The organism is Microcystis sp. M113S1 (assembly GCF_020246945.1).
GTDB lineage: Bacteria > Cyanobacteriota > Cyanobacteriia > Cyanobacteriales > Microcystaceae > Microcystis.
In genome coordinates, this window is record NZ_JADBSA010000210.1 from 1 (window position 1) to 3,804 (window position 3,804).

Annotated in this window: 2 protein-coding genes; one reads left to right on the plus strand and one right to left on the minus strand. The window is 40.1% G+C overall.

The window, feature by feature from the left end; genetic code table 11:
- Positions 1–474 precede the first annotated feature (474 nt).
- Positions 475–2,352 (plus strand): DNA primase, encoded by a 1,878-nt coding sequence (gene dnaG / locus IM319_RS10700; RefSeq protein ID WP_287735571.1) that lies wholly within the window; start codon positions 475–477, stop codon positions 2,350–2,352.
- 12 nt (positions 2,353–2,364) lie between these two features.
- Here the strand turns inward: dnaG and IM319_RS10705 are convergent, their stop codons facing one another.
- Complete coding sequence (locus IM319_RS10705) at positions 2,365–3,603, minus strand: lipid-A-disaccharide synthase (protein WP_287735572.1); 1,239 nt, start codon at positions 3,601–3,603, stop codon at positions 2,365–2,367.
- Positions 3,604–3,804 lie beyond the last annotated feature (201 nt).

Here is a 3,804-nt window from a genome sequence, read left to right on the forward strand (position 1 = left end):
CAAAACGGGGTTCCGACTAAAGTATTGCCGCTCGCGCAGGCTAGAGACTCTCTCCCCTGAAACCTATAATGGACAAGGTTTTCGCGTCACCTTTTCAGCAAGGGCATCTACATTATAAAAGATACCAAATGGATTCTATAATAATTACTCGCTTGCATAAATGAGATGCTCCCTCAGTGACCATTTCTTTCCCTGCCGGTCTCTGCATTTCTTTTTAACAAAACTTAACAATTATGGGCGAAATTTTGCTGGCTTTTGTCGGGAGATTTTGAGATAATATTTTTAAAAGATTTTATTCATAATGGGAATATTTGAACTTAAGAAAAATTGCACGGATTCCCATTATGAGAAAAGCATAGCACAAGCCGCCGCCAAAGTCAAGTCCTTTCTTATTACTTATGGGTGCGAATTTCCAGGAGTCAAAAAGGGCCTTAGTGGGGGTGCTAGGTATAGACTGATTACTGATAACTGATTATGGATACACCGCGACTACATCCGGATACGATCGAAGAAGTTAAACAAAGAATTGATATTGTGGATTTAATTTCCGAGAGAGTCGTCCTCAAAAAAAGGGGACGGGAATACGTCGGTTTATGTCCTTTTCACGAGGAAAAATCCCCCAGTTTTACCGTTAGTCCTGCCAAACAAATGTATTACTGTTTTGGCTGTGGTGCAGGGGGAAACGGGATTAAATTTTTCATGGAAGTGGGAAAACAATCTTTTAGTGAAGTGGTTTTCGATCTCGCTAGAAGATATCAAATCCCGATTAAAACTCTAGCAGTAGAACAGCGTCAGGAATTAGAACAGAAATTATCCCTCAAGGAACAATTATACGAAATAATGGCCGTGGCGGTGAGTTTTTATCAACACGCCCTTAGTCAACCTCAAGGGGAAAAAGCGTTAGATTATCTCAAAGTACAACGACAACTAACCGCAGAAACTATCGCTAATTTTCAACTGGGATATTCTCCGGAAGGTTGGGAAACTCTCTATCGTTATTTAGTGGAACAAAAGCGCTATCCTGTGGCTTTAGTGGAACAAGCAGGATTAATTAAAGCGCGTCAAAATGGTAGCGGTTATTACGATCAATTTCGAGATCGTTTGATGATTCCTATTTTTGATAGTCAAGGACGAGCGATCGCTTTTGGTAGTCGCACTTTAGGTAATGAGCAGCCAAAGTATCTAAATTCTCCCGATACTCCTCTATTTGAAAAGGGAAAAACTCTCTTTGCGCTCGATCGAGCTAAACAGGCAATTATTCATCAAGATTTAGCCATAGTTGTGGAGGGTTATTTTGATGCGATCGCTCTCCATGCTGCCGGTATTACTAATGTGGTTGCCTGTTTAGGAACAGCCTTAAGTCAAGAGCAAATTAAATTACTTTTGCGCTACAGTGAAAGTAAACAAATAATCTTTAATTTTGATGCCGATCAAGCAGGAATTAAAGCGACACAACGAGCGATCGAGGAAATTAACTCCCTAGTGTATTCAGGACAAGTTAACCTAAAAATCCTCAATCTTCCCGATGGTAAAGATGCCGATGAATTTCTTAAATCCCATACTGACGGGGTGAATAGTTATCGAGGACTAATCGAAAAATCTCCTTTTTGGATTGATTGGCAAATCTCGCAAATGTTGGTCAATAAAGATTTAAAACAGGGACTAAATTTTCAACAAGTGTCTAGTAGTATGGTGAGGTTACTGCAAAAGTTAATCGATAGCAATCAACGCACTTTTTATCTAGATTATTGTGCTGAAATTTTGGCTCAAAAAGATGCGACTCGTTTGCCTTATGTTTTCAAAAATCTCTCCAAACAGGTTAATAAACCTCTGGGAAAATCCCCAGCAATTAAGAGGAAAAATATTTTAGATAAATCCGAAAAAAATGGCTCAGAAACAGCCGAATGGTTGCTATTATTAATCTATCTGCATCGCTCTGAATATCGGGAAATGATTTTAGAATCTTTGGATGAAAAAGATTTAATTTTTAATTTCCCTGATTATCGTTGGTTATGGCAAGTAATTCTAGAGCTAGAAACCCAAATTACTAACCCAAGAGATTTGGTGTCAGCTTTACAGAATCATTTATTGATGATCGAGAACCAAAATCGTGATTTTAATTCTTTATTTCACTTAAATGAACATACCAGTCAGGAAATATTTCAGCCAGAAGAACAGATCAAAAATGCTATTATAGCTATGGAAAAAATTAGTTTAATGGAATATCGGCGCTACTGTCAAGAACAATTAATTAATGCTCTCGACAGCAATCAACGGGAATTTTATCAGCAGGAATTTTATCAAACTGTTAATAAATTAATCGAAATTGATCCTCTCTACCAACAAGCTTAATTCTCCGATTGATTAGAAGCTAGACAGTTGTTCTGCAATAATAGATACTAACTTATCCACTGCTCCCGCTTGCCCGCGTACTGAGCGCAATTTTTGCCGGATAGCCTCTAATTGTTCGGGATTTTCTAACCAAGATATAGCTATATTTGCCGCTTCTTCTGGTTGTAATTCCCCCAATAATTCCGGAACAATTTCGGCACTGGCCCAAATATTTGGCCAGGCATATAAACGCTTTTTCCGCAACATATAGAGATTAATTATCTTAGCAAATAAAGAACCCACCCCCGGCAGTTGGGCTAATAAACCGGGTAAACCGTCCCAAGTCCGCATCGCGTCTAGTTGCTGAGTCGGTAGTAAAATAATCATCGGGATTGCCAGCGCCCCTAATTCAGCAGTATTAGCACCCACCGTCGTTAAAGCTAAATGACAGCGAGAAAGCTGATTATGAGCGGGAAAAGCGGTAATTAGGTCAACTTTTACCCCCTTAGCTGTTTCTAGATAGGGTTTTTCACCGTTTTTTAATTTGGCAGCACTCCAACCAGTTTTATTAATCATCGGATTATAGCTAGGATCGGCAAATTTCGCCAAATAAGCTAAATTTATGGTAGGAGCAACGGGAATTAAGAATTTAGTCTGGGGATTGTGTGCGTGTATCTTTTCAGCAATGGCTAAGGTTAGGGGTACACCCTGGGCTAATTTCGAGGGTTTGGAACCGGGGAGGAGCGCGATTAAGGTAGCGTCATCAGGGGTGATAGCAGTGGGCAAATCCACCATTAAATCGCCGATAACAGTAAATTTATGCTGATATTGTTGGGGAATATTATTTAATACACTTGTATTCATCACGACAAAGCGATCGATCCCCCGATACCAACGCGCTTCCCATTCCGCATAGATAACGGTGCGATAACCCAAACGTTTACCGATGGTGAGGGCAAAAAATTGATCGCCCCCTAAAAATAAAACGATGCCCTTGGGGTGCCAATCCCAATTATCGGCGGTTTTTCCCCAGAAAAGAAAATTAAAGAAGTTTTCTGGCGACTGGACTCGATCGACCTCCGGATATTTCCTAACTACTTCCGTTTCCGCCCCCATAGAATGAGTACAAGGGGAAAGAATCACCGAAATCCGCAACAGCGATCGATCTTCTGTTAAGTTTTGTCGCAATCTCTTGACAACTGGACGCACCCATGTAGATATTTCTCCCGGACCATTAGAGAGAATGAGGAGATCAACAGGAGAATCAAACATGATAAGTAGTCGTGCAAAATTAATGTCTTGGTTAGGATAGGCACTCATGCAAGGGGTAGTTAGGGTTTGCTGAATAAAGCTAAAAACCTTGTTGGGTAAGACTTTTAGACCTTTTGGAACTTAAAAAGTACTGGATATGGCAGTGATCGGGGGGAAATTTAGGCACTTTTTCCCTGAAAATTAGGTAATTGGCCACCTCAA

Excerpts from the sequence above, each read along its gene's own strand:
- dnaG (WP_287735571.1), top strand. The coding sequence starts at position 475 with ATGGATACACCGCGACTACATCCGGATACGATCGAAGAAGTTAAACAA.
- IM319_RS10705 (WP_287735572.1), bottom strand. The coding sequence starts at position 3,603 with ATGTTTGATTCTCCTGTTGATCTCCTCATTCTCTCTAATGGTCCGGGA.